The organism is Inquilinus sp. YAF38 (assembly GCF_052113205.1).
Taxonomy (GTDB): Bacteria; Pseudomonadota; Alphaproteobacteria; order DSM-16000; family Inquilinaceae; genus Inquilinus.
The window spans coordinates 1-24,650 of sequence record NZ_JBFRCU010000052.1; the positions used below are offsets into that span (position 1 = coordinate 1).

The 24,650-nt window shown below is 68.9% G+C and carries 21 protein-coding genes; 10 read left to right on the top strand and 11 right to left on the bottom strand.

Annotated elements, in window-relative coordinates; genetic code table 11:
* From AB4Z01_RS21725 to AB4Z01_RS21740, 4 genes are all read right to left on the bottom strand, one after another.
* Positions 1 to 186, bottom strand: a 186-nt coding sequence (locus AB4Z01_RS21725) for a hypothetical protein (protein WP_441697484.1), incomplete at its 3' end; no start/stop codon positions are given.
* 174 nt (positions 187 to 360) lie between these two features.
* Positions 361 to 1,269: an Hsp33 family molecular chaperone HslO gene (locus tag AB4Z01_RS21730; protein ID WP_441697487.1), complete on the bottom strand. Its 909-nt coding sequence runs from the start codon at positions 1,267 to 1,269 to the stop codon at positions 361 to 363.
* A gap of 2 nt (positions 1,270 to 1,271) precedes the next feature.
* On the bottom strand, positions 1,272 to 2,189 hold the full coding sequence (gene argF / locus AB4Z01_RS21735) for an ornithine carbamoyltransferase (protein ID WP_441697489.1): 918 nt from the start codon (positions 2,187 to 2,189) through the stop codon (positions 1,272 to 1,274).
* A complete protein-coding gene (locus tag AB4Z01_RS21740; protein ID WP_441697492.1) occupies positions 2,182 to 3,369 on the bottom strand; it encodes an aspartate aminotransferase family protein in 1,188 nt (395 codons plus the stop codon). Before AB4Z01_RS21740 ends, argF begins: the two co-directional genes overlap by 8 nt.
* Before the next feature lie 200 nt (positions 3,370 to 3,569).
* On the opposite strand from AB4Z01_RS21740, the gene rpmI reads away from it, so the two are divergent.
* The 4 genes from rpmI (at position 3,570) to pheT (ending at position 7,789) form a co-directional block, all read left to right on the top strand.
* Positions 3,570 to 3,770, top strand: a complete 201-nt coding sequence (rpmI, locus tag AB4Z01_RS21745; protein ID WP_342241424.1) for a 50S ribosomal protein L35 — start codon at positions 3,570 to 3,572, stop codon at positions 3,768 to 3,770.
* Positions 3,771 to 3,788: 18 nt separating this feature from the next.
* Positions 3,789 to 4,154, top strand: coding sequence for a 50S ribosomal protein L20 (gene rplT, locus AB4Z01_RS21750; protein WP_309797710.1), 366 nt, complete (start codon positions 3,789 to 3,791; stop codon positions 4,152 to 4,154).
* Positions 4,155 to 4,286: 132 nt separating this feature from the next.
* Entirely contained in the window at positions 4,287 to 5,363 is a 1,077-nt protein-coding gene (gene pheS / locus AB4Z01_RS21755; protein ID WP_441697496.1) for a phenylalanine--tRNA ligase subunit alpha, read from the top strand.
* Between the two features lie 23 nt (positions 5,364 to 5,386).
* A complete protein-coding gene (gene pheT / locus AB4Z01_RS21760; protein WP_441697499.1) occupies positions 5,387 to 7,789 on the top strand; it encodes a phenylalanine--tRNA ligase subunit beta in 2,403 nt (800 codons plus the stop codon).
* A 79-nt stretch (positions 7,790 to 7,868) separates the two neighbouring features.
* Here the strand turns inward: pheT and AB4Z01_RS21765 are convergent, their stop codons facing one another.
* A complete protein-coding gene (locus tag AB4Z01_RS21765; RefSeq protein WP_441697502.1) occupies positions 7,869 to 8,978 on the bottom strand; it encodes a D-alanyl-D-alanine carboxypeptidase family protein in 1,110 nt (369 codons plus the stop codon).
* A gap of 339 nt (positions 8,979 to 9,317) precedes the next feature.
* On the opposite strand from AB4Z01_RS21765, the gene AB4Z01_RS21770 reads away from it, so the two are divergent.
* The 3 genes from AB4Z01_RS21770 to clpA all read left to right on the top strand — a co-directional run bounded on the left by AB4Z01_RS21770 (position 9,318) and on the right by clpA (position 12,740).
* Positions 9,318 to 9,851: a phasin family protein gene (locus AB4Z01_RS21770; protein ID WP_441697504.1), complete on the top strand. Its 534-nt coding sequence runs from the start codon at positions 9,318 to 9,320 to the stop codon at positions 9,849 to 9,851.
* A 169-nt stretch (positions 9,852 to 10,020) separates the two neighbouring features.
* Positions 10,021 to 10,359 carry an ATP-dependent Clp protease adapter ClpS gene (gene clpS / locus AB4Z01_RS21775; RefSeq protein WP_429225359.1) on the top strand — a complete coding sequence of 113 codons (339 nt, stop codon included), beginning with the start codon at positions 10,021 to 10,023 and terminating at the stop codon, positions 10,357 to 10,359.
* A gap of 38 nt (positions 10,360 to 10,397) precedes the next feature.
* Positions 10,398 to 12,740 carry an ATP-dependent Clp protease ATP-binding subunit ClpA gene (clpA, locus tag AB4Z01_RS21780; protein ID WP_441697507.1) on the top strand — a complete coding sequence of 781 codons (2,343 nt, stop codon included), beginning with the start codon at positions 10,398 to 10,400 and terminating at the stop codon, positions 12,738 to 12,740.
* Positions 12,741 to 12,981: 241 nt separating this feature from the next.
* Here the strand turns inward: clpA and AB4Z01_RS21785 are convergent, their stop codons facing one another.
* Positions 12,982 to 14,388, bottom strand: a complete 1,407-nt coding sequence (locus tag AB4Z01_RS21785; RefSeq protein WP_441697510.1) for an aminotransferase-like domain-containing protein — start codon at positions 14,386 to 14,388, stop codon at positions 12,982 to 12,984.
* A gap of 89 nt (positions 14,389 to 14,477) precedes the next feature.
* Here AB4Z01_RS21785 and AB4Z01_RS21790 point away from each other — a divergent pair, with 89 nt between their 5' ends.
* Positions 14,478 to 15,368: a DMT family transporter gene (locus AB4Z01_RS21790; protein WP_441697513.1), complete on the top strand. Its 891-nt coding sequence runs from the start codon at positions 14,478 to 14,480 to the stop codon at positions 15,366 to 15,368.
* Here AB4Z01_RS21790 and AB4Z01_RS21795 read toward each other — a convergent pair.
* The 5 genes from AB4Z01_RS21795 to AB4Z01_RS21815 form a co-directional block, all read right to left on the bottom strand.
* The gene (locus AB4Z01_RS21795) at positions 15,365 to 16,258 is read right to left on the bottom strand and encodes a LysR family transcriptional regulator (RefSeq protein WP_441697516.1); all 894 of its coding nucleotides are present in this window, start codon (positions 16,256 to 16,258) and stop codon (positions 15,365 to 15,367) included. The two genes, AB4Z01_RS21790 and AB4Z01_RS21795, sit on opposite strands and share 4 nt — an antisense overlap.
* 193 nt (positions 16,259 to 16,451) lie before the next feature.
* Complete coding sequence (locus AB4Z01_RS21800) at positions 16,452 to 17,429, bottom strand: magnesium transporter CorA family protein (RefSeq protein ID WP_441697519.1); 978 nt, start codon at positions 17,427 to 17,429, stop codon at positions 16,452 to 16,454.
* A 276-nt stretch (positions 17,430 to 17,705) separates the two neighbouring features.
* Entirely contained in the window at positions 17,706 to 18,209 is a 504-nt protein-coding gene (locus AB4Z01_RS21805) for a universal stress protein (protein ID WP_441697521.1), read from the bottom strand.
* A gap of 25 nt (positions 18,210 to 18,234) precedes the next feature.
* Positions 18,235 to 18,987, bottom strand: a complete 753-nt coding sequence (locus AB4Z01_RS21810) for a TIGR02186 family protein (RefSeq protein ID WP_441697523.1) — start codon at positions 18,985 to 18,987, stop codon at positions 18,235 to 18,237.
* 3 nt (positions 18,988 to 18,990) lie between these two features.
* Positions 18,991 to 19,911, bottom strand: a complete 921-nt coding sequence (locus AB4Z01_RS21815; protein WP_441697525.1) for a sulfite exporter TauE/SafE family protein — start codon at positions 19,909 to 19,911, stop codon at positions 18,991 to 18,993.
* Between the two features lie 238 nt (positions 19,912 to 20,149).
* Here AB4Z01_RS21815 and AB4Z01_RS21820 point away from each other — a divergent pair, with 238 nt between their 5' ends.
* Both AB4Z01_RS21820 and AB4Z01_RS21825 read left to right on the top strand, forming a co-directional pair.
* Entirely contained in the window at positions 20,150 to 21,337 is a 1,188-nt protein-coding gene (locus AB4Z01_RS21820; RefSeq protein WP_441697527.1) for an efflux RND transporter periplasmic adaptor subunit, read from the top strand.
* Positions 21,338 to 21,361: 24 nt separating this feature from the next.
* On the top strand, positions 21,362 to 24,463 hold the full coding sequence (locus AB4Z01_RS21825) for an efflux RND transporter permease subunit (protein ID WP_441697529.1): 3,102 nt from the start codon (positions 21,362 to 21,364) through the stop codon (positions 24,461 to 24,463).
* Positions 24,464 to 24,650 lie beyond the last annotated feature (187 nt).

Below are 24,650 nucleotides of genomic sequence, written 5' to 3' on the forward strand. Positions count from 1 at the left end.
CTGCGCSGGTTGCGCCGCCGCCGGCACCGACCGGTCGACGGTGTCGATGCGGGCGAGGTTCAGCCGGATTGGCGGCCGGCCGGCGAACGACACCGGCGCCACGCTCGCCAGCTCYGGCCCGCCGCAGGCGGCGAGCAGCAGGAGGCAGGCGCCGGCGAACAGGCTGCGACGGGTCGGAAGGGGCATCGGAGTCTCCAGGTCGAGGACACGCTTGAGAGCAAACGCTCCAGACTGGAGCTTTCCTGATCGTCATTGCCGGGCTAGCACCGGCAATCCAGAGGTCTCGACAGCCGCTGGATGTCTGGTCGAGCCCGGGCATCACATCTTTGATGAGATCGTTGGCCGAAGTTGGGCAGGGCCTCAGGCGTTGTACAGCGCCGCGAGCTGGTCCCGGTCGAAATCGTATCGGCTGTTGCAGAACTCGCAGGCGACCTCGACCCGGCCGTCGACGGCCAGGCTCTCGATCTCCGCCTTCGGCATCGACTTCAGCATCGACGCCACCCGCTCGCGCGAGCAGCGGCAGGAGAAGCGCATCGGCTGGGGCGGGAAGACCCGGACGCCGTCCTCATTGTAGAGGCGGAACAGCAGCGCCTCGCCGGACAGGGCCGGCTGGGTCAGCTCGTCATCGGTGGCGGAGCCGAGCAGCACCATGGCGCGGCGCCAGTCGTCCTCGCGGTCGGTCGGCACCTGCTTGTCAGGATCTGGCAGGCGCTGCAGCATGATGCCGCCGCCGCGCCAGCCGGTCTCGCCGTGCCGGACGGCGGAGCGCAGCCCGGCCTGCAGCTGTTCCGACTGCCGGAAATAATGCTGGACGCATTCCCACAGCGTCTCGCCCGAGAGGTCGACGATGCCCTGGTAGCGCTCGGTGTCCTGGCCCTGGTCGACAGTGAAGGCCAGATGGCCCTTGCCCAACAGCGCCGGCACCGTGGTAGCGGTGCCCGGGGAGTCGGGGTCGACCAGGCGGGCCTTGTCGAACATCGCGTTGGCGCGGATCGCGCCGTCGGCGGTGACGTCGGCCACCACCAGCCGCACCGGCCCATCGCCCTTGGCCTGCAGGGTGAACACGCCCTCGTATTTGAGGGCGCTGGCCAGCAGGGCGGTCAGCACCACCGTCTCGGCCAGCAGATGGGCAACCGGCTCGGGATAGGCATGGCGGGCCAGGATGTCGTCGAGCAGCGGGCCGAACCGGACCAGCCGGCCGCGCAGCCCCGACGCCTCGATCTGGAAAGGGAGGATGAGGTCATCCCCCCCGGTCGTGACCGGCACCATCGTCACAGCGCCCCCAGGCACCACAGCAGGATGCCCTTCTGGGCATGCAGGCGATTCTCCGCCTCGTCCCAGACCACCGATTGCGGGCCGTCGATCACCCCGTCCGTCACCTCCTCGCCGCGATGGGCCGGCAGGCAGTGCATGAACAGGGCGTCCGGCTTGGCCTGTGCCATCAGCCGCTCATCGACCTGGTAGGGCCGCAGCAGGTTGTGGCGCGACGGTGCGTCCTTGTCGCCCATCGACACCCAGGTGTCGGTGACCACCAGGTCGGCGCCGCGCACCGTGGTTTCCGGATCGGTGCCGACCGAAATGCGGGCGCCTTCGCGATGCGCCCACTGGATCAGGTCGGCCGGCGGCGACAGCTCGTCCGGGCAGGCCAGGCGCAGCTCGAAGTCGAACATGCCGGCGGCGCGGATCCAGGACCGGGCGACATTGTTGCCGTCGCCGGTCCAGGCGGCGACGCGCCCGGCGATCGGCCCGCGCTTCTCCTCGAAGGTCATCACATCGGCCATCAGCTGGCACGGATGGGTCTCGTCGGTCAGGCCGTTGATCACCGGCACGGTGGCGTTCTCGGCCATCTCGCGCAGCCGGTCCTCGTCCGAGGTCCGCAGCATGATGATGTCGACATAGCGCGACAGCACCCGGGCGGTGTCGCCGATGGTCTCGCCGCGGCCGAGCTGGATCTCGGTGCCGGTCAGCATCACCACCTCGCCGCCGAGCTGGCGCATCCCGACCTCGAAGGAGACGCGGGTGCGGGTGGACGGCTTCTCGAAGATCAGCGCCAGGGTGYGGCCGGCCAGCGGCTTCGACGCATTGCCGCGCGGGTCAGTGCGTTTCAGCTCGATCGACCGGTCGATGATGCGGCGAAGGTCGGCCTTGGGCAGGTGATGCAGGTCGGTGAAGTGCTTGATCTCAGCCATGGGCCACCGCCTTCGCCCGGGCGGTGCAGACCTGGTCGAGGATCGACACCGCCTCGGCGATCTCCGCCTTGCCGATGGTCAGCGGCGGCAGGATGCGGATGACGTTCTCGGCGGCGCCCACGGTCAGGAGGCCGGCGGCGCGCAGCTCGGGGACCAGCTGGTCGCTCGGCTGCACGCATTTCAGCCCCAGCATCAGCCCGGTGCCGCGCACCTCCTCCAGCACGCCCGGATGGCGGGCCACCAGCGCCTCCAGCTCGGCCTTCAGCTGCCGGCCGGTGCGCTCGACCCGGTCGAAGAAGCCGTCGGCCAGGACGATGTCGAGCACCGCGTTGCCGATTGCGGTCGCCAATGGATTGCCGGCATAGGTAGAGCCATGGGTGCCGGGGGTCATGCCGCAGGCGGCCTCCTCGGTCGCCATGAAGGCGCCGAGCGGGAAGCCGCCGCCGATGCCCTTGGCGACGCACATCACATCCGGCGTGATCCCGGCCCATTCATGGGCGAAGAACTTGCCGGTCCGGCCGTAGCCGCACTGGATCTCGTCGAAGAACAGCAGCAGGCCGAACTCGTCGCAGACGCGGCGCAGCTCGCGCAGATACTCCGGCGTCGCCGCCTTGATGCCGCCCTCGCCGATGATCGGCTCGATGCAGATCGCGGCGGTCTCGTCGGTGATCGCCGCGCGCAGCTCGTTCATATTGCCCCAGGCGACCTGGTCGAAGCCGTCGACCAGCGGGCCGAAGCCCTTGATCAGCTTCTCGCCCTTGGCGGCCGAGATCGCGGCCAGGGTGCGGCCGTGGAAGCTGTTGGTGACGGTGATGATTCGCCAGCGCTTCGGGTTGCCTCGGGTGTAGTGGTACTTGCGCACCAGCTTGGTCGCGCCTTCCCAGGCCTCGGCGCCGGAATTGGTAAAGAACACCGTGTCGGCGAAGGTGGCGTCGACCAGCCGCTGGGCCAGGCGCTCGCCCTCCGGGATCCGATACAGGTTCGAGGTGTGCCATAGCTTGGCACCCTGCTCCTGCAGCGTCTTCACCAGATGCGGGTGGCAGTGGCCCAGCGCCACGACCGCGATCCCCGCCGCGAAATCCAGATATCGTCGCCCGTCGGTCCCGAACAGATACGCCCCTTCGCCCCGCTCGAAGGCGAGGTCGGCACGCGCATAGGTCGGCATCACGGCGGGAATCATGGGACGGGCTCGCTGCGAGTGAGTCTCGGTCAGAGTCTCGTGGTTGCGGGAAGGCAGCGACTAAGCCCAGCTTATGCGGCGCTTGTCAACGCGCGCCCGTGCCGTTATAACGCGCGCTTCGTTCGGGTGGCGAGGCCGGGGTCCGATCCCCGGGGCATGCCCAACCACCCATCCACCGTCTTCCTTCGGAAGGACCGAAAATGCCCAAGATGAAGACCCATTCCAGCGCCAAGAAGCGCTTCCGGCTGACCGCCTCCGGCAAGGTCCGCTACAACTCGGCCTATCGCCGCCACCGACTGCTGACCAAGACCAAGGCGGCCAAGGAGCGGAACCAGGGCACCAAGATCATGTGCGACGCCGACGCGACGAAGGTGAAGCGCTATCTCCTGGTTAACGGCTGAGCAGAGGAGCGCTGAGCAATGGCAAGAGTTTCACGCGGCGTCACCAGCCACGCCCGCCACAAGAAGATCCTCAAGCTCGCCAAGGGCTATCGGGGCCGCGCTTCGACCAACTATCGCGTCGCGATCGAGAAGGTCGAGAAGGCGCTGCAATACGCCTACCGCGACCGCCGCAACAAGAAGCGCGATTTCCGCGGCCTGTGGATCCAGCGCATCAACGCCGGCGTGCGCGAGCACGGTCTGACCTATTCGAAGTTCATGCACGGCATCAAGCTGGCCGGCATCGACATCGACCGGAAGGTCATGTCCGACATTGCCACGCGCGAGCCGGAGTCGTTTAAGGCCTTGGTCGATCAGGCCCAGGCCGCGCTCAAGAACGCCGCTTGATCCTCTCCCGCCCCGGCGGGACTGGAGAAAGCGAAAGGAAGCGGGGGTCGGGCCTGAGGGCTCGGCCCCTTTTTTCATGGCCGCTGTCTTGATGAAGGACGGGCGGCCGAAGCCATCGAGGATTGCCAGGCGATGGAACAGGTAGAGACGCTGAAGCGCGAATTGGCCGTGGCGCTGGCCCAGGCCCCGGATCTCGCGGCCCTGGACGCCGTGCGGGTCGCGGCGCTGGGCAAGAAGGGCAGCTTGACCGGCCTGATGGCGGGGCTGCGCGACCTCGACCCCGAGGCGCGCAAGGCCTTCGGCGCCGCGCTGAACGTGGCCAAGGACGAGATCACCGCGCTGCTCGACGCCCGCAAGGCGGAGCTGGAGCGGGCGGCGCTGAACGCCCGGCTGGGGCGCGAGACGGTCGACGTCACCCTGCCGGTGCGGCCGGAGCGGACCGGCCGGATCCACCCGATCAGCCAGACCCGCGACGAGATGATCGCGATCTTCGCCGAGATGGGCTTCACCGTCGCCGAAGGCCCGGACATCGAGGACGACTGGCACAACTTCACCGCGCTGAACATCCCGCCGGAGCATCCGGCGCGGCAGATGCACGACACCTTCTATCTGCCGGACCGGCCGGACGGGAAGGCGGCGGTGCTGCGCACCCACACCTCGCCGGTGCAGATCCGCACCATGCTGTCGCAGCAGCCGCCGATCCGCATCGTCGCGCCGGGGCGAACTTTCCGCTCGGATTACGACCAGACCCACACCCCGATGTTCCATCAGATCGAGGGGCTGGTGATCGACGAGGCCATCCATATGGGCCATCTGCGCGGCTGCCTGATCGAGTTCTGCCGCGCCTTCTTCGACCTGCCCGACCTGCCGCTCCGCTTCCGCCCCAGCTTCTTCCCCTTCACCGAGCCGTCGGCCGAGGTCGATATCGGCTGCTCGCGCAAGGGCGGCGAGCTGAAGTTGGGCAATTACGGCGACTGGCTCGAGATCCTCGGCTGCGGCATGGTCCATCCGAAGGTGCTGGATGCCTGCGGCATCGATTCCACCCGCTACCAGGGCTTCGCCTTCGGCATGGGAATCGAGCGCCCGGCGATGCTGAAATACGGCATCCCCGACCTGCGCACCTTCTTCGAGGCCGATCTGCGCTGGCTGAAGCATTACGGCTTCGTGCCGCTCGACGTGCCCAGCCTGGCCACCGGCCTGACCCGCTAGACCGCCGCAGCGAGACCGTGACCATGAAGCTGACCCTGTCCTGGCTCAAGGACCATCTCGACACCACGGCGTCGCTGGGCGAGATCACCGACACGCTGACCAGCCTCGGCCTGGAGGTCGACGGCGTCGAGGACCCGGCCGCCGCCTTGACCCCCTTCACCATCGCCTATGTCAAATCGGCGGTGCAGCACCCGAATGCCGACCGGCTGCGGGTGTGCATCGTCGACACCGGCCGCGGCGAGGTGCAGGTGGTGTGCGGCGCGCCCAATGCCCGCACCGGCATGAAGGGCGTGTTCGCGCCGGCCGGCTCCTACATCCCCGGCACCAAGGTCGACCTCAAGGCGGGGACGATCCGCGGCGAGGCCTCGAACGGCATGCTGGTGTCGGAGCGCGAGCTCGGCCTGTCGGACGAGCATGACGGCATCATCGACCTGCCGCAGGACGCGCCGCTCGGCGCCTCCTTCGCCGCCTGGCGCGGCCTTGACGACCCGGTGATCGAGATCGGGCTGACCCCGGACCGGGCCGACTGCGCCGGCATCCGCGGCATCGCCCGCGACCTCGCCGCCGCCGGGCTCGGCACGCTGAAGCCGCTCGACGAGACGCCGGTCGAGGGCCGGTTCAAGACCGACCTGACGGTCAGCCTCGACTTCCCGGCCGACGCCGCCTCGGCCTGCCCGATGTTCGTCGCCCGGGTGTTCCGCGGCGTGAAGAACGGCCCAAGCCCGGCCTGGCTGCAGGCAAAGCTGAAGGCCATCGGCCTCAGACCGATCTCGGTGCTGGTCGACATCACCAACTACTTCACCTTCGACCGCAACCGGCCGCTGCATGTCTTCGACCAGGGCAAGGTCCGCGGCGGCTTGCGGCTGCGCCTGTCGCAGGGCGGCGAGACGCTGGCGGCGCTGAACGACAAGACCTACACCCTTCCGCCCGGCGTCACCGTGATCGAGGACGACAGCGGCCCGCTCAGCCTCGGCGGCATCATGGGGGGTGCGTCGACCGGCGTGTCCGAGGCCACCACCGAGGTGATCCTCGAGGCGGCGCTGTTCGACCCGGTGCGCACGGCGATGAGCGGCCGGGCGCTCGGCGTCACCAGCGATGCGCGCTACCGCTTCGAGCGCGGCGTCGACCCGGCGGCTGTGGTGGCCGGCATCGAGCAGGCGACCCGGATGATCCTGGAGCTGTGCGGCGGCGAGGCTTCTCAACTGGTGATCGCTGGCCATGAGCCCGACTGGCGCCGGACCCTGAGCCTGCGCCCGGCCCGGGTCGCGAGCCTGGGCGGCATAGACGTGCCGCGCGACCGGCAGACCGAGATCCTGTCGGCGCTCGGCTTCGGCGTCTCGGACGGCCCCGACGGGCTGATCCAGGCGGCGGTGCCGTCCTGGCGCGGCGACGTGCAGGGCGAGGCCGACCTGGTGGAGGAGGTGCTGCGGGTCAACGGCTACGACGCCATCCCGGCGGTGTCGCTGCCGAAGCTGACCTCGCTGACCCGGCCGGCGCTCAGCCCGGCGCAGAAGTCGCGTGAGCTGGTGCGCCGCACTCTCGCGGCCCGCGGCCTTGACGAGGTGGTGACCTGGTCCTTCATGGACGGGCGCGACGCCGGCTGGTTCGGCTTCCAGAACAGCGGGCTGAAGCTGCTCAACCCGATCGCATCGGACCTCGACACGATGCGGCCCTCGGTGCTGCCGAACCTGATCCGCGCTGCCGGTCGCAACGCTGCGCGCGGGTTGCCGGACGCGGCGCTGTTCGAGATCGGCCCGGCCTATCGCGACGCCACCGAGACCGGCCAGGCCATGGTCGCCGCCGCCGTGCGCTCAGGCCTCAGCGGCCCGCGCCACTGGGCGCAGCCGCCGCGGCCGGCCGATGTGTTCGACGCCAAGGCCGACGTGATCGCGGCGCTGGAGGCGGCGGGCGCGCCGGTCGCCAACCTCGCGGTCTCGACCGATGCGCCGGACTGGTACCRCCCGGGCCGCTCCGGCTGCCTGCGGCTGGGGCCGACGGTGCTGGCGCATTTCGGCGAGCTGCACCCGGCGGTGCTGACGGGGCTGGCGGTCGACGGGCCGGTGGTCGGCTGCGAGATCTTCCTCGACGCCGTGCCGCAGCCGAAGAAGAAGGCCGGCACGGCCAAGCCGCTGCTGAAGCTGGCGGCGTTCCAGCCGGTGCTGCGCGACTTCGCCTTCGTGGTCGAGGAATCGGTGCCGGCCGACCGCATCCTCAAGGCGGCGAAGGGCGCGGACAAGGCGCTGGTCGCCGATGTCGCCCTGTTCGACGTCTATCGCGGCCCGGGCGTGCCGGAGGGCCGCAAGTCCCTGGCACTGGCGGTGACGCTGCAGCCGGTCGAGGCCACCCTGACCGACGAGGCGATCGAGGCCGTGGGCAAGAAGATCGTCGCCGCGGTCGAGAAGCAGGGCGGCACGCTGCGGGGATAGGGCCCCGCTGCCAGCCCACAACGAAAAAGCCCGGGACTGCGGTCCCGGGCTTTTTCGTTGGCCGACGGCGTCCTGCGCCTCAGCGGCGGCGCAGAGGGCGGGGCTTGGGCAGGGGGATGTCGGCCAGGGCGCTCGGCACCGGATCATAGGCCACGCGCTGCGCCTTGGGCCGGGCCGTGGCGTGCATCGCGATCATGGCGCCGATGCCGTCGGTGCCGGCAGCGCCGTCATCCTCGGCGTCGCCCTCGCCGTCGGCCGCGGCCAGCAGCGGCTCGTCCAGCGTGTCCGGCCGGCGGTCCGGCACCGGCGGCTGGAACGCCGGGGAGGCGACGCGGGGCGTCGCCGCGGCCGGGGCTTCAGCGACATAGGCGCCGGTGCCCCCATGCGACTCGAAGGCCTCGTCCAGCAGCTCCGCCATCCCGGCGTTGCGGGCGATCGGGCTGGTGCCGCCGAAGATCACGCCGATCAGCCGGGTGCGGCCGCGCACGGCCGACGCCACGAGATTGTAGCCCGATGCCCGGATATAGCCGGTCTTCATCCCGTCCATGCCGGCATAGGACTGCATCAGCCGGTTGTGGTTCGGGAAATTGCGGCCGCGATAGCGGAAGTTCTTGGTCGCGAAATAGGGATAGTACTGCGGATAGTCGTTGATCAGCGCCCGGGCCAGCACCGCCATGTCGTGCGCGGTCGAGACGTTGTCCGGGTCCGGCAGGCCGTTGGTCGAGCTGAAGTTGGTGCGGCTCATGCCCAGCGCCTGGGCCTGCTGCGTCATCATCCGCGTGAAGCGGGTCTCGTTGCCGCCGATGGTCTCGGCCAGCACCACCGACGCGTCGTTGGCCGATTGGGTCACCAGGCCCAGGATCGCGTCCTCGACCCGGATGCGCGACCCGGTCGTCAGGCCCAGCTTGGTCGGCGACTGCGAGGCGGCGTAGCTCGACACCGGCAGCCGCGAATCCAGCGTCAGCTCGCCCCGCTCCAGGCTCCGGAACGTCAGGTACAGCGTCATCAGCTTGGTCAGCGACGCCGGGTATAGCTGCTGGTTTGCGTTCTCCTCGTGCAGCACCTCGCCGGTGCGCGCGTCGATGACATAGGCGGCAAAGCGCGATGCTGCCTCCGCCCGGGCGGGCAGAAGTGACAAGGCAAGGCAGGCGCACAGCACTGCCGCCGATCGTGCAACGAAACCGACCATGCCGACCCCCCGCTCCACGCCACTTGCGGATCTTGGTTCAGGCGTGATTTCAGAAGTCTAAATTAAGTCGTTGATTTTTGTCCATAAACCAATTGCTGGACGCGACAAAAAGAATGCCGGCCCACGACGCCGCCCGGTTGCAGACATCCTGCCAGCATCGCCTGTCGCGAGGCAACGCCCTTGGCGGAGGCCCGCCATATGTCCGGCATGTTGCAGTGCACAAAAAACGTTGACAGATCGAATCGATCTGCTCATATATGCGGCATGTTGCAGTGCAGCATGACTGGACGGCGCCCCCGGCGACGGCAGTCGGTTGCGAAGCATGAGGAGCCGTTCGCCATGACCACTGCCAAGAGCCGTGCCGGCACGAGCAAGCTCGCCGCCGTCGACACCAACATCGAGACCGTGAGGGACACCATGACTGACACCGTCAAGGCCAGCCAGGCCGCCGTCGAGAAGAATGTCGCCCAGGGCCTCGCCCTGTCCAAGGACCAGTTCGAGAAGGCCGCCAAGGCCGCGACCAAGAACGTCGACGAGTTCGTCGCGTTCGCCAAGGGCAATGTCGACGCCGTGTTCGCGTCGGCCGCCATCTTCGCCCAGGGCACCGAGCAGCTGACCCGCGCCTGGTTCGCCCTGCAGCACGGCGCCGCCGAGCAGGCCGCCGAGGCGACCCGCTCGCTGTTCGCCGCCAAGACCCTGCGTCAGGTCGTCGACCTGCAGTCGACCTACACCAAGACTGCCTTCGACGGCTTCGTCGCCGAGAGCAGCAAGCTGTCGGAGCTGGGCCTGAAGGTGACCAACGACGCCGTGGCGCCGATCGCCGCCCGCGTCAACGTCGCGGTCGAGACCCTGTCCAAGCCGCTGGCCGCCTGATCCGTCTTCCTCCCCGGATCAGCGGCCCACGGCCCCGGCGACATCTGTCGCCGGGGCCGTTCGCATTTCAGCCATCCGCACTCTTTCCGCATTGCGGGCCTACAACTCCGGGCCCGGCAGCACTATCATCATGGTCGGGTTCAAAACCGGCAGCACGCATCCCATATCCATGAGCGACACCGAACGGAAGGATGATCGAGGAGGCGGCAACGACGCCGGCACGGGGGTTGTCGTTCAGACCAGGACGCGGACGAAGAAGCCGTCCATGTACAAGGTCCTGATGCTGAACGACGATTACACGCCGATGGAGTTCGTCGTCCATGTCCTGGAACGCTTCTTCGCGAAGAACCGCGAGGAGGCCACCACCATCATGCTCCATGTTCACCGTCGGGGTGTGGGCGTCTGCGGCGTTTTCACCTACGAGGTGGCGGAGACGAAGGTGGCACAGGTGATGGACTTCGCACGCCGCAATCAGCATCCTCTACAATGTATTCTTGAGAAGGCCTGACCAGAGGTCTGGCGGGCCCTCCGGCATGGGGACGACCGATGCTCTCGCGGAATCTGGAGCAGACGCTGCACAGGGCCCTCGCTTTCGCCAATGAGCGACGGCATGAGTACGCTACGCTTGAACACCTGTTGCTGGCGCTGTCCGAAGACCAGGACGCCGTGGCCGTGATGCGGGCCTGCGGCGTCAATCTCGAAAAGCTGCGCCGCGACCTCGTCGGCTATATCGACACCGAGCTCGCAACCCTGAAGATCGACGGGATCGAGGATGCGAAGCCGACGGCCGGCTTCCAGCGCGTGCTGCAGCGCGCCGCGATCCACGTCCAGTCCTCGGGGCGGGAGGAGGTGACCGGCGCCAACGTGCTGGTCGCCCTGTTCTCCGAACGCGAGAGCCACGCGGTGTACTTCCTGCAGGAGCAGGACATGTCCCGCTTCGACGCCGTCAACTACATCAGCCACGGCATCGCCAAGGCCGGCGCCTCTGGCGCGGCACGGCCGAGCGCCGGGGCTGGTGAATCAGCGCGTCCGGTCTCGGGCGCCGACGAGGATGCGCAGGCGGAGAAGGTCGTGAAGAAGGGCTCGGAGGCGCTCAGGACCTATTGCGTCAACCTCAACGAGAAGGCGTCGAAGGGCAAGATCGACCCGCTGATCGGCCGTGAGGCCGAGATCGAGCGGACGATCCAGATCCTCTGCCGCCGCTCGAAGAACAACCCGCTCTATGTCGGCGACCCCGGGGTCGGCAAGACCGCGATCGCCGAGGGGCTGGCCCGCCGCATCGTTGACGGCGAGGTGCCGCCGGTGCTGGCCGACGCCACCATCTTCGCCCTCGACATGGGCGCGCTGCTGGCCGGCACCCGCTACCGCGGCGATTTCGAGGAGCGGCTGAAGGCGGTGATGAACGAGCTGGAGAACCTGCCCGGCGCGGTGCTGTTCATCGATGAGATCCACACCGTGATCGGCGCCGGCGCCACCTCGGGCGGGGCGATGGACGCCTCCAACCTGCTGAAGCCGGCTCTGGCCTCGGGCGCGCTGAAATGCATCGGGTCGACCACCTACAAGGAATACCGGAACTACTTCGAGAAGGACCGCGCCCTGGTGCGCCGGTTCCAGAAGATCGACGTCAACGAGCCGTCGGTCGAGGATACGATCAAGATCCTGCAGGGGCTGAAGACCTACTACGAGAAGCACCATCAGGTGCGCTACACGGCGGATGCGATCCGCACCGCGGTGGAGCTGTCGGCCCGCTATATCGGCGACCGCAAGCTGCCGGACAAGGCGATCGACGTGATCGACGAGGCCGGCGCCGCCCAGATGCTGCTGCCGCCGTCGCGGCGGAAGAAGACCATCGGCATGCGCGACGTCGAGGCGGTGGTGGCGAAGATCGCCCGGATCCCGCCGAAGAGCGTCAGCCGTGATGACAAGGCGCTGCTGCAGACCCTGGACCGCGACCTGAAGACTCTGGTGTTCGGTCAGGACCAGGCGATCGACGCCCTGTCGGCGGCGATCAAGCTGGCCCGCGCCGGGCTGCGCGAGCCGGAGAAGCCGATCGGCAACTACCTGTTCTCCGGCCCGACCGGCGTCGGCAAGACCGAGGTGGCGCGGCAGCTGTCGAAGCTGCTCGGCATCGAGCTGGTGCGCTTCGACATGTCGGAATATATGGAGCGGCACTCGATCAGCCGGCTGATCGGCGCCCCGCCGGGCTATGTCGGCTTCGACCAGGGCGGGCTGATGACCGATTCGGTCGACCAGCACCCGCATTGCGTGCTGCTGCTGGATGAGATCGAGAAGGCGCATCCGGATGTGTTCAACATCCTGCTGCAGATCATGGATCACGGGAAGCTGACCGACCACAACGGCAAGTCGGTCGACTTCCGCAACGTCATCCTGATCATGACCACCAATGCCGGCGCCACCGAGCTGACCAAGCAGTCGATCGGCTTCGGCGCCAGCCGCAAGGATGATGCGGGCACGGAGGCGATCAACCGGATGTTCACGCCGGAGTTCCGCAACCGGCTGGATGCCACCATCGCCTTCGGCCATCTGACGCCGGAGATCGTGGCCCAGGTGGTCGACAAGTTCGTGATCCAGCTGGAGACCCAGCTGGCCGACCGGCACGTCACCATCGAGCTGTCCTCGGCGGCCCGGCAGTGGCTGGTCAAGCGCGGCTATGACGAGCTCTACGGCGCCCGGCCGATGGCCCGGGTGATCCAGGAGCACATCAAGAAGCCGCTGGCCAACGAACTGCTGTTCGGCAAGCTGGTCAAGGGCGGCCAGGTCCGGGTCGACGTGGCGGCGGACGGCGAGACCCTGGCGTTCGAGTACATCGAGAACCCGACCGCCCCGGTTCCCTCCGACGACGCGGCCAAGGAACCCGAGCTGGCCTGATTGCGGGCTAGGCTGAAGCCAAAGGGGCGTCCTGCGGGGCGCCCTTTTTGTTTTGGGTGGCAGGCGTCGCTCTTCTGCGTTGCCTCTCCCGCGTGGCGGGAGAGGTCGGGCGTCCGCAGGACGACCGGGTGAGGGTTAGCCCGGGCCTCGACAAAGAGCCCTCACCCGGAGCCGCTTCGCGTCTCCGACCTCTCCCGTAAACGGGAGAGGCAACGCGCCTACGGCGCTTCGAGAAGTGCCCTCACCCCCGCATCGCCTCCTCAAGCACGGCAAAAATCCGCGGGTTGGCGGATTGGGCCACGTTGAAGCGTAAAAACCGCCCGGCGCTGCGGGACGGGCTGAACACGTCGCCCGGCGCCAGCACCACGTCGCGGGCCAGGGCGCGGCGCGCCACCTCGGCCGAATCGAGGCCGTCCGGCAGGGCCATCCACAGGAACATGCCGCCGCGAGGCTCGACCCACGGGACCAGGCCCAGCGTGCCGAGTCGCCGCGCGGTCTCGCCCATCGCCCGCGCCAGCCGGCCGCGCAGGCCCTCGACATGGCGGCGGTAGCTGCCGTCGGTCAGCAGCCGGTGCACCAGCCGCGCTGCCAGGGCGCCGTTGGAGAAGCTGGTGGCCAGCTTGAGGTCGGTCAGCCCGTCGATCCAGTCCGGCCGGGCGGCGATGAAGCCGCAGCGCACCGCGGCCGACAGGGTCTTGGAGAAGCTGCCGATATGGATCACCCGCTGCAGCCCGTCCAGCGCCGCCAGGCGCGGCGACGGCTCCGACTCGAAATCGGCGAAGATGTCGTCCTCGATCACCACAAGGTCGTGGACCTCGGCCAGCACCAGCAGCCGGTGCGCTGCTTGCGGCGCCAGGCTGGCCCCGGTCGGGTTGTGCAGGGCGGCGTTGGTGACATAGAGCTTCGGCCGGTGCTCCGCCGCAGCGCGGGCGAAGGCATCCAAATCGGGGCCGGCGGGGGTTCGCGGCACGCCGATCACCCGGGCGCGATGGGCGCGCAGCACGCCGAGGAAGTTGAAATAGCAGGGGTCGTCGACCAGCACCGTGTCACCCGGCTCCAGCAGGAAACGGCCGATCAGGTCGATCGCCTGGCTGCCGCCATCCGCCAGCAGGATCTGCCCGGCCTCGACGGCGATGCCGCGCTCCGCCAATCGTCCGGCCAGGTGCCGGCGCAGGGGCGCGAAGCCGAGCGGCGAATCATAGTCGACCAAGCCCGCACCCTCGGACCGGGCCAGGCCGCGCAGCGCCCGCCGGATCGCCAGGTCGGGCATCCAGTCCGCCGGCAGCCAGCCGCAGCCCGGCTTCAGCGTCGGACTGTCCGTATCCTCCAGCGCCTGGCGGGCGATCCACAGCGGGTCGATGGTCAGGTCCAGCCGCCGGCCGGGCTCGGCCAGGGTCAAAGGCTGCGCCCGGCGGGCGACATAGAAGCCGGAGCCGGGGCGGGCGGCGATCGCACCTTCCGCCGCCAGCCGGTCATAAGCCTCGACCACGGTCGATTTCGACACGCCCAGCGCCTCGGCCAGGCGTCGGATCGACGGCACCTTGGCGCCCGGCGCCAAGGTGCGGCTCTCGATCCGATGGCGGATCGAGTCCATCACGGTCGAGACAAGGGACGTGCCGTTTCGTGGTGCTGAAACGAGATCGAGCATCCGTACCGGGCTCCGGACCAGGACAGTTCGGTTAAACTGTACCCTACCATCTCTGGCCGGCCCCGTCGCCGGCGGTCATGGTCGGCAGCATGGAAGCGACACGGACGATCGAACCTTCGAACGAGGCGGCGGCGGGCTGGATCAGCGGCCTGCTCGGCGTGCTCATCTTCAGCGGCTCGCTGCCGGCGACGCGGGTGGCGGTGTTCGACCTGGACCCGCTGTTCCTGACCGTGGCGCGGGCGGCGATCGCCGGGCTGCTCGGTGCCGCGATGCTGCTGGCGCTGCGGCCGCGGCGGCCGGAGCGGACGGATATCGGGCCGCTCGTGGTGGTGGCGCTCGGCGTGGTCGTGGGCTTCCCGCTGCTGACGGCGCTGGCGCTGCGCTATGTCACCTCGGCCCATGCCATCGTCTTCGTCGGCCTGCTGCCGATCGCGACGGCGGTGTTCGGCGTGCTGCGCGGCGGCGAACGCCCGCGCCCGGCCTTCTGGGCGTTCTCGGTGCTCGGCGCCGCCATCGTCGGCGGCTATGCGCTGCGCCAGGGGGGCGAGGCCTCGCTGCTCGGCGACGGGCTGATGCTGGCCGCGATCCTGGCCTGCGGCCTCGGCTATGCCGAAGGCGCCCGGCTGTCGCGCCGGCTCGGCGGCTGGCAGGTGATCTCCTGGGCCCTGCTGATCTCGCTGCCGCTGTCGCTGCCGGCGTCGCTGCTGACCTGGCCCTCCTCCTGGGCCGGGGTCGGCTGGCCGGCCCTCCTGGCGCTCGCCTATGTCTCGCTGTTCTCGATGCTGATCGGCTTCATCTTCTGGTATCGCGGCCTCGCCCTGGGCGGCATCGCCGCGGTCAGCCAGCTGCAGCTGCTGCAGCCCTTCTTCGGCCTGGCCCTGGCGGCGACCCTGCTGCACGAGCCGGTCGGCTGGGGCCTGGTCGGCTGTGCCGCGGCGGTGGTCCTCTGCGTCGCCGGGGCCAAGCGGTTCTCGCATTAGGCTTCGGCCATCCGCCGGACATGCTCGACGAAGCGCTCGGTCGCGCCCAGCGGCTCGGCATCGCGGCGGGCCAGGTGCAGCGGCGCGACCAGGTGCTCGGCCAGGCGCAGCGTGGCGACGCCTCCGGCGTCCAGCCGGGCCATCGAGGCCGGGACGATCGACACGCCGAGGCCGGCCTCGACCAGGCTCAGCGTCGACACCAGCCGCGGCGCCTCCTGCACGATGCGCGGGCTGAAGCCGGCGGCGCGGCAGGCGGCGATGATCGAATCATAGAGGCCCGGCCCGCTCGGCCGGCGATACAGCACGAAGGGCTGCTCGGCCAGCGCCGCCAGCGGAATCTGGTCCAGCCCGGCGGCCAGCGCGTGCCCGGCCGGCACGACCGCGACCATCGGCTCGTCCAGCAGCGGCTCGACCACCAGCCCGGCGGCGTCGCCGACCGGCGAGCGGATGAAGGCTGCGTCCAGCCGGCCCAGCCGTAGCGCCGCGACCAGCTCGCCGGTGCTGCTCTCCTCCATCGCCATCTCGACCTGGGGCGCGGCCTCGCGGAAGCCGCGGATGGCGGCGGAGACGAAGGGGTGGAAGGCGGCGGAGCTGGTGAAGCCAACGGCGATCCGTCCCTGCTCGCCGCGCCCGGTGCGCCGCACCGTCTCCAGCGCGCGGTCGAGCTGGGCCAGGATGGCGCGGGCCTCGACCAGCAGCACCAGGCCGCTCTCGGTCGGCAGCACGCCGCGCGGCAGCCGGTGGAGGAGGGGAACGCCCAGCGCCTGCTCCAGCGCCTTGATCTGCTGGCTCAGCGGCGGCTGCTGCATGCCCAGCCGCTCCGCCGCCCGGGTGACATGTCCCTCCTCGGCCACGGCGACGAAGTAGCGGAGGTGGCGCAGCTCGATCATCGGCATATCCAGGCGATATGGATAGCGATGATGCCATCTGGCGATGATTGTGCCGAGGGCTGCCGGGTCAAAGCCGTCATGGCGAGGAGCGAAGCGACGTGGCCATCCAGAGGGCAGTGCCGCTGGATGGCCGCGCCCCTTCGGGGCTCGCCATGACGGCGGTGGGGACGGTACGCTGAGGGAGAAACGTCCCTTACAGCCACCCCTTCCGCTTGAACCACAGATAGGGCAGCACGGCGGACAGGACCATCAGGCAGAGGGCGAAGGGATAGCCGGCGGCCCATTTCAGCTCGGGCATCACCTCGAAGTTCATGCCGTAGATGCTGGCCACCAGGGTCGGCGGCAGGAACACCACCGCCGCGACCGAGAAGATCTTGATGATCGCGTTCTGCTCGATGTTGATCATCCCCATCGAGGCGTCGAGCAGGAAGGTGATGTTGTTGCCGATATAGGTGGCGTGGTCGGTCAGCGACGCCACGTCCCGGCTCAGGCTCTTCAGATGGGTGCGGAACACCTTGTCCTTGGTGGCATCGCCGACCGCCAGGAAGCTCAGCAGCCGGGCCAGGCTGACCAGGCTCTCGCGCGCCTTCGACACCAGGTTCTGGCTGCGGCCGATCTGCTTGAGATTGGCCTCCAGCTCCTCGTTGGTGGTGCGCTTGTGCACCGCCTCATGCACCTTGAAGATGCGCTGCGACAGGCCGTCGACCTCGCCCGCCACCCGCTCCAGGATGTCGGCGGTGCGGTCGACGATCGCTTCCAGGAGGCCGATCAGCGTGGCCGAGCCGGAGGGGCACAGCATCGGCTGGCGCTCGGCATGGGCGATGAAGCCGGCCAGGGATTTCGGCTCGGCATAGCGGATGGTGATCAGCGTCTGCCCCTTCAGCACGAAGGTGATCGGGGCGGTGCCGGGCGCGTCGGTCTCGGTGGCGTAGAGGACGCTGGCGGTCATGAACATGCCGCCATCCTCCTGGTACAGCCGGCTCGACGCCTCGATCTCCTGCATCTCCTCGCGGGTCGGCAGGAACAGCCCGAGCTGCCCTTCGGCCAGCCGCTCCTCCTCGGCGGTCGGATTGAACAGGTCGACCCAGACCATGTCCGACGGGAAGGCGGCGCCCTCCGATGGGTCGATCGTGATGAAACGGGCGTTCGAAAGCGTGTAGATGCGCAGCATCGCGGTCTGTCCCCTGCGGGCCGGCGCATCGCCGGGCCGGGGGCCGCGGTAACTAGCGGAGCCCTTCGGCCGGCGCGGCGCTGGGCCGTCCGTTCCCTGGCGGGGCGATCCGGTCGGGTCGCCTCTGTGGTTCGTCCCGGTCGGGACGACTGTCTGGCTCGTCCATGTCTCGATTCATCGAAGGCAGGGCCTGCCGGCACCCGTCACGCTCGGATGCCACTGCGAGATAGCGCCGTCAAGCCGCGCCGGAGCTGCCGTCCCGGCGTGCGGCGCGGGTCAGCTCAGGGCGTCGATCGCGTCGGTCGTCAGGTGGCCCGGCACGATGGTCAGCGGGATCCGCAGCTTGCCGATGGCACGGTTGCTGGTCAGGTACTGGATCAGCGGGCCGGGGCCGGCGGAGGAGGCGGTGTCGGCGCCCAGCACCAGGATCGAGATCGACGGCTCCTCGGCGATCAGGGCCATCAGCTCGTCGCGGGCGGCACCTTCGCGGATGTGCAGGATCGGGATGGTGCCGGTCAGCTGGTTGACCTCGCGCGCCACCCGCTGCAGCCGCTGCTCGGCCTCGTGCCGCGCTTCCTCGCGCAGCACGTCCTCGATCGCGCCCCAATGCTGGATTTCGCTGGGGCTGATGACGTGCAGCAGGGCGACCCGGCCGCCCGTGTGCTGGGCACGGCGGCAGGCGTAGCGCAGCGCCGCCCGCCACTCCTCGCTGTCGTCGACGACGACGAGGAAGATGCGCGGCAGCTCCTGCTTGGGGGTCTCTGGGGCGTTGTCGGTCATGGCACCCTCGCTAGATGGGGACGCATCAGGGACGGCGGAAGACGACGCTCGCCAGCCAGCCGGCGGCGACGGCGACGATGATGGCGGCCAGCCCGTACAGCGCCGGCTCGTCCTGCGCGATTTCGTAGATCTCGGCGCCCATCCCGACCTTGCCGACGATCAGCGGCGTGGTCTGGGCGTCGACCACCTGGCCGCCGCGGAACAGATAGGTCTCGACCTGGTACTGGCCGGTCGGGACATTGGCCGGGAATTCGATCCGGGTCCGGAACAGCCGGCCGCCGAGGAAGCTGATCTGGCCGGTGTCGACGACGTAGAGGCCGTCGCGCTGCAGGCCGCGGATCAGCGCGTCGCGGAAGGCGGCGATGACTTCGGTCCCGGCCTCGCGGTCGTCGTCGCTGACCGTCAGCTGCAGGTATTTCAGGCCGATGCCGGCGCGCTCCAGCACCGGGGGCGGCGCCAGCTGCTCCAGCGGCTTGCTCGAGGCTACGGCGTAGAAGCCGGGCACCCCGTTGAACTTCAGGCTGGTGTGGTTCAACCAGATGCCGGCGACGCGATCCTTCTCGCGCACCGTGGCCCGGTCGCCTGGGCCGCGCACCACCACCGCCACGTCGCCCTCGCCCTCGGTGGCGCCGAATAGCAGCACCTTGGTGCCGGTGAAGCCGGTGTTGATGGCAATGACGTGGTCGGACAGGTCGGCCACCAGGTCCTGGGCGATGCCGGGCCGGCAGAAGGTCAGCGCCGCGGCCCAGATGGCGGCGGCGAGGAGGAGGCGCGGCACGGCTCAGCCCCCCCGGCGCATGGCGACGGTGAACAGGTCGGCGGGCGTGCCGAACAGGTCGAAGCCGACCTTGATGCAGATGATCAGCACCAGCGTGGCCAGCAGGGCGCGGGCCTGGTCGCCGCGCAGCCGGCCGCTGGCGTGGGTGCCGAACTGGGCGCCGATCACGCCGCCGGCCAGCAGCAGCAGGGCCAGCAGCACGTCTACCGTCTGGTTCTGCAGCGCCTGCAGGAAGCAGACCAGGGCGGTGGTGAAGATGATCTGGAACAGCGAGGTGCCGGCCACCAGCGAGGCCGGCATGCCCAGCACGTAGATCATCGCCGGCACCAGGATGAAGCCGCCGCCGATGCCCATGATCGCGGTCAGGAAGCCGCCCAGCGCGCCGATTGCGATCGGCGCCAGGGCGCTGATGTACAGCCGCGACTTCGGGAACCGGGTCTTGAACGGCAGGCCGTGGAACCAGCCATGCTTGTGCAGCTTGCGCCGCTGCCCGGGCGATCGGCGGCGGCGCAGCATCGACCGCAGGCTCTCGACCAGCATCAGCGCGCCGACCGTGCCCAGGAACAGTAGATAGAACAGGTTGATGGCGAGGTCGATCTGGCCCAGCAGTTGCAGCAGGCTGAACAGCCGCACGCCCAGCACGCTGCCGATCACGCTGCCGGCCAGCAGCACCAGCCCCATCTTCAGGTCGACATTGCCACGCCGCAGATGCGCCAGCATGCCCGACACGCTGGCCGCGACCAGCTGGTTGGCCTGGGTGCCGACCGCGACGGCGGGCGGGATGCCGATGAAGATCAGCAGAGGCGTCATCAGGAAGCCGCCGCCGACGCCGAACAGCCCGGACAGGAATCCGACGAGACCGCCCATGCCGAGAATCAGCAGGGCGTTCACCGAGACCTCGGCGATCGGCAGATAGACTTGCATGGCGCGGGGTCCCGTCCAGTCTCAGCCGCACCTTAGTCGGTGAATGGGCCGATGCGAAGGCCGATGGCGGCCGCGGTGCAGCGATGCCGCCATGGCATGAACCCCTCGGTTATCCATGCCGTACATGAATGTATGCTTCCGGTTAGGTTGGACTCTGCCGTCTAGTGTATGGTGCTCCGCTTTTTGATTCACAGCATGAGCCCGTATGATCAACGCGGGCCTGGGGACGGAATCGCGCATGATCCTCCGCTTCGTCCTGGTCGGGATTGCCCTGATCGTCGTCGTCGGCGCGCTCGTCGGCATGAATTTCAAGCGCGACCAGATCGTGGCGCAGATCTTCGCCAATCAGCAGATGCCGCCGGTGCCGATCTCCGCCGCCAAGGCCGAGGCGAAGACCTGGACCGACTATCTCGAAGGCATCGGCAGCGTCTCGGCGGTCGAGGGCATCGAGCTCGCCTCCGAGGTCGCGGGCACGGTCAAGTCGATCGACTTCAAGCCGAACGACACGATCCAGGCCGGGCAGCGGCTGGTGCAGCTGGATGATTCGATCGACCAGGCGGATGTGCGGCTGTACCAGGCGGCGATCGACCTGGCGCAGCGGGTCCTGGACCGGGTGTCGTCGCTGCGGTCGCGCGGCAACGCCCCGCAGGCCGACCTCGACTCCGCCAATGCCGAGCTGCTGAAGGCCCAGGCCCAGCTGGCCCGCGCCCAGGCGACGATCGAGAAGAAGGCGGTGACGGCGCCCTTCGCCGGCATCGTCGGCATCCGCAAGATCGATATCGGCCGCTACGTCGCCCCCGGCGATGCGCTGGTGACGCTGCAGCGCCTGGACCAGGTCTATGCCGACTTCACCCTGCCGGAGCAGGCGTTCAGCCGGATCAGCCACGGCCAGAAGGTCGAGGTGCGGGCCGACGCCTTCCCGGACGAGGTGTTCCGCGGCGAGGTCAGCGGCATCGAGCCGGTGGTCGACGCCGCCAGCCGCATGGTCAAGGTGCGGGCCACCATCGACAACCCCGGCCTCAAGCTGCGCCCTGGCTTCTTCGCCAATGTCCGGCTGATCCTGCCGGAGCGGCCGAATGTGGTGACCGTGCCGCAGACCGCGATCACCTTCAGCCTCTATGGCGACACCGTCTTCGTGATCCGCGAGAAGCAGGCCGAGGCCGGCCAGCAGCAGCCCGCGGAGAAGCCGGCGGCATCCGGTGATGCCGGCCAGGGCGGGAGCCAGCCGCCGGCCGGGCCGCAGCTCGTGGTCGAGCAGGTCTTCGTCCGGGTCGGCAAGCGCCAGGGCAACGTCGCCGAGATCGTCGAAGGGCTGAAGGCGGGCGACCAGGTCGTCACCTCCGGCCAGCTCAAGCTGCAGAACGGCTTCCCGGTGGTGATCGACAACTCGGTCGACCCCACCCGTCCGCCGCAGGCCGGGTCCTAGGACCGGCCGGGAAGGGGGGACGCCATGAACTTCACCTCGATCTTCATCCGCCGGCCGGTCCTGGCCTCGGTGGTCAGCCTGCTGATCCTGCTGCTCGGCCTGCAAGGCCTGGCCACCCTGCCGGTGCGCCAGTTCCCGAAGACCGAAGAGACGGTGATCACCATCACCACCGCCTATCCGGGCGCCAGCGCCGACCTGATGCAGGGGTTCATCACCACCCCGATCGCGCAGTCGGTGGCGAGCACGGAAGGGCTGGACTACGTCACCTCCTCCTCGGTCCAGGGCGTCAGCACCGTGTCGGTGCACATGAAGCTGAATGCCAACCCGGACGCGGCGCTGACCGAGGTGCTGACCAAGGTGCAGCAGGTCCGCAACGACCTGCCGGACGAATCGAAGGACCCGGTGGTGGTGAAGGGCACCGGCCAGGAAATCGCGATCCAGTACATCGCGCTGGACAGCGACCGGATGTCGCCGGAGGAGGTGACCGAGTACATCACCCGGGTGGTGCAGCCGCAGCTGTCGACCACCGAGGGCGTGGCCGAGGCCGACATCCTGGGCGCCAAGAGCTTCGCCATGCGGGTCTGGGTCGACCCGATGCGGCTGGCGGCGCACATGGTGACGGCGGCCGATGTGGTGACGGCGATCCGGGCCAACAACTTTCAGTCGGCGCCGGGCCGCACCGAGGGCGAGCTGGTCACCTTCGCCATCCGCACCGACACCACGTTGCGCACGGCCGAAGCCTTCGGCGACCTGGTGGTGCGGTCGGACGGGTCGAACATCGTCCGGCTGAAGGACGTCGCCCGGGTCGAGCTGGGCAGCGAGAGCTATGACGCCCGCGTCACCTTCAACGGCCGCGAGGCGATCTTCATCGCCATCAACCCGACGCCCGCGGCCAACCCGCTGACCACGGCGGCCAATGTGCGCGCGGCGATGGTCGACATCGAGCGCCAGATGCCGGAGGGCATGCGCGGCGAGATCGTCTATGACGCCACCGAGTTCATCGAATCCTCGATCTGGGAGGTCGGCAAGACCATTCCCGAGGCGGTGGCGATCGTCGTGGTCGTCATCCTGCTGTTCCTCGGCTCGTTCCGCGCCGTCGTCATCCCGGTCGTCACCATCCCGCTGTCGCTGATCGGGGTGCTGTTCTGCCTCTACGCGCTCGGATACTCGATCAACACGCTGACCCTGCTGGCCATGGTGCTGGCGATCGGCCTGGTGGTCGACGACGCCATCGTGGTGGTCGAGAACATCCACCGCCATATCGAGGAGGGGCTGACGCCCAGGCAGGCGGCGCTGAAGGGCGCGGCCGAGATCGCCGGGCCGGTGGTGTCGATGACCATCACCCTGGCCGCGGTCTATGTGCCGATCGGTTTCGCCACGGGGCTGACCGGGGCGCTGTTCCGCGAATTCGCTTTCACCCTGGCCGGCGCCGTCATCATCTCCGGCATCGTTGCGCTGACCCTGTCGCCGATGATGACCGGCAAGCTCCTGAAGCCGCATGGCACCGGCGCCGGCCGGTTCCAGCGCACGGTCGACCGCTTCTTCACGGGGCTGCAGGGCTGGTACCACCGGCGGCTGCACAACTCGCTGAATTACCGGCCGGTGACGGTGTTCCTGGCGGTCGTGCTGCTCGCCGCCTCAGCCTTCCTGTTCTGGAAGACGCCGAGCGAGCTGGCGCCGAAGGAGGACCAGGGCTTCGTCTTCATGATCCTCGAGGGCCCGCGCTACGCCAATCTGGAATACATGAACCGGTTCAGCGACAAGCTGATCAAGGACCTGCAGGCGGTGCCGGAGCATGACGCGATCTTCGCGGTCAACGGCGCCGGCTCGCTGGCGTCCGGCTTCGGCGGCATGACCTTCAAGCCGTGGGGCGAGCGCACCCGTAGCGGCGCCGAGATCGAGGCCCAGGTCCAGGGCATCGTCGGCAACATCGCCGGGGTCGAGGGCTTCGCCACCTCGCCGCCGGCCCTGCCGGGCTCCGGCGGCGGCCCGCCGGTGCAGTTCGTGATCAAGGCCCCCGGCTCGCCCCAGCTGGTCTACGAGATGGCGCAGCAGATCGCCAATGAGGCGCGGAAGAGCGGCATGTTCCTGTTCGCCAACGCCACCCTGGCCTTCGACCGGCCGGAGCTGTCGGTCGAGATCGACCGCAACAAGGCGGCGGCGCTGGGCATCAACATGAACGACATCGGCATCACGCTGAACGTCATGCTAGGCGGCAACGACATCGGCCGCTTCGACCGCGACAACCGCAGCTACAAGGTGATCCCGCAGGTCGCGCAGGAAAGCCGGCTGAACCCGGAGGAGCTGAACAAGTACTTCGTCCGCACCGCCGGCGGCGATCTGATCCCGCTATCCTCGGTGGTGACGCTGAAGACCCAGGCGACGGCGAACTCCTACACCCAGTTCAACCAGCTCAACAGCTCGACCATCCAGGCCGTGCCGACGCCGGTGATCGTCACCCTCGGCCAGGCGCTGACCTTCCTGCAGCAGACCGCGGACCGAATTCTGCCGCGCGGCATGTCCTACGACTACGAGGGCGATTCGCGGCAGTACATCACCGAGGGCAACACGGTGATGATCGCCATGGCCTTCGCGGTGATCGTGATCTTCCTGGTGCTGGCGGCACAGTTCGAAAGCTTCCGCGACCCGCTGATCATCATGATGTCGGTGCCGCTGTCGATCTTCGGCGCGCTGGCGGTGCTGAATGTCGGCTCGATCCTCCAGCTCAACGGCGCCAGCCTGAACATCTACACCCAGATCGGTCTGATCACCCTGGTCGGGCTGATCACCAAGCACGGCATCCTGATGGTGGAGTTCGCCAACACGCTGCAGGAGGAGCAGGGGCTGGCGCGGCGCGAGGCGATCGAGCAGGCGGCGGCGATCCGCCTGCGGCCGATCCTGATGACCACGGCGGCGATGGTGCTGGGCGTGGTGCCGCTGCTCTACGCCAGCGGCGCCGGCGCCGCGGCGCGGTTCTCGATCGGGCTGGTGATCGCGTCGGGCATGTCGATCGGCACGCTGTTCACCCTGTTCGTGGTGCCGATGGTCTACACCTACCTCGCCCGTGACCATCACCGCGCGGTCGAGGAGGACGAGCCGCCGGCCCATCCGACGCCGGCGGAGTAACGAGGAAACCCCAACACCGTCTTTGCGAGCGCAGCGAAGCAATCCAGGGTCGCACGCACCGGCCCCTGGATTGCTTCGTCGGCTTCGCCTCCTCGCAATGCGATGGGTGGCTCTCGGCGATCTACAAGCCCATGCGAAGGCGGTCATCGCTGTGCCGACGACCCGGAACCCGCAGCGCTCATATAAA